The sequence below is a fragment of the Phyllobacterium sp. P5_D12 genome (assembly GCF_054049495.1).
Genome location: NZ_JBFUMG010000995.1, coordinates 1 through 983 on the forward strand (window position 1 = coordinate 1; position 983 = coordinate 983).

Below are 983 nucleotides of genomic sequence, written 5' to 3' on the forward strand. Positions count from 1 at the left end.
GTGATCTTCCTGGTCATTCCAATTGTTCTCGTCATTGCCAACAGTTTCTGGACGCAAAACTACCTGACGATCGACCGGACTTTTACCCTCGAAAATTATCGTGTCGCGCTGACCGATCCTATCTACCGCGATCTTCTGATGCGATCGCTGTGGATTTCCCTCCTCGTCAGCTTCTTTACTGTCGTACTGGCCTATCCGATCGCTTTCTTCATCTCGTTCCATGGCGGCAAGCATAAGGGCCTCTGGCTGTTCCTGATCACCATTCCGTTCTGGACGAGCTATCTCCTGCGGGTGATGTCCTGGAAAGTCATCCTTGGTTATAATGGCGTTCTCAATGCAACGTTGATGGGCCTGGGGATCACCAACGGTCCGTCGGATGCATTCCTGTACAACACCAGTGCAGTCGTGATCACGTTGACCCACGCGTGGGCAACATTCGCGGTGCTGCCGATCTTCGTCTCGCTGGAAAAAATCGACCGCTCGCTTGTCGAGGCGGCGACCGATCTCGGCGATGGGCCATTGCGGCGATTCCTGCGAATTACCTTACCCCTGTCGGCGCCCGGAATCATTTCTGCAACGCTTATTGTGATGATCCCGACTGTCGGCGATTTCGTGACGCCGCGTCTGGTCGGCGGTAAAGATGGTGTGATGATTGCCAATGCGATCCAGGCCCAGTTCGGCAAAGGCGCAAACTGGCCACTTGGCGCAGCGCTTTCGGTAACGACCATGGCCGTGGTGACGGCGATGGCCGCCTCTGTCGTTCTCGTGATCCGCACGGCAGCGAGGCGAATCCGATGAAGATCTTGCGAAACTTTACGCCAAGCTGGCTAAAAACTTACGCATTTCTTTATGTCATCTTCCTCTATCTACCGGTGATTTTCCTGCCGATCTTTTCGGTCAACACATCGGCGACACCCAAATTTCCCCTGAGCGGTTTCACCTTCAAATGGTACGGTGACCTGACCCGCACCACGGCACTGACC

The 983-nt window shown here is 54.6% G+C and carries 1 protein-coding gene and 1 pseudogene; both read left to right on the top strand.

Annotated elements, in window-relative coordinates; genetic code table 11:
* On the top strand, nt 1-798 hold a 798-nt coding region (locus ACXJ5O_RS28230; RefSeq protein WP_457302799.1), incomplete at its 5' end, for an ABC transporter permease.
* A pseudogene (locus ACXJ5O_RS28235) lies at nt 795-983 on the top strand (ABC transporter permease); the annotation flags it as partial. The gene ACXJ5O_RS28230 and the pseudogene ACXJ5O_RS28235, both read left to right, overlap by 4 nt.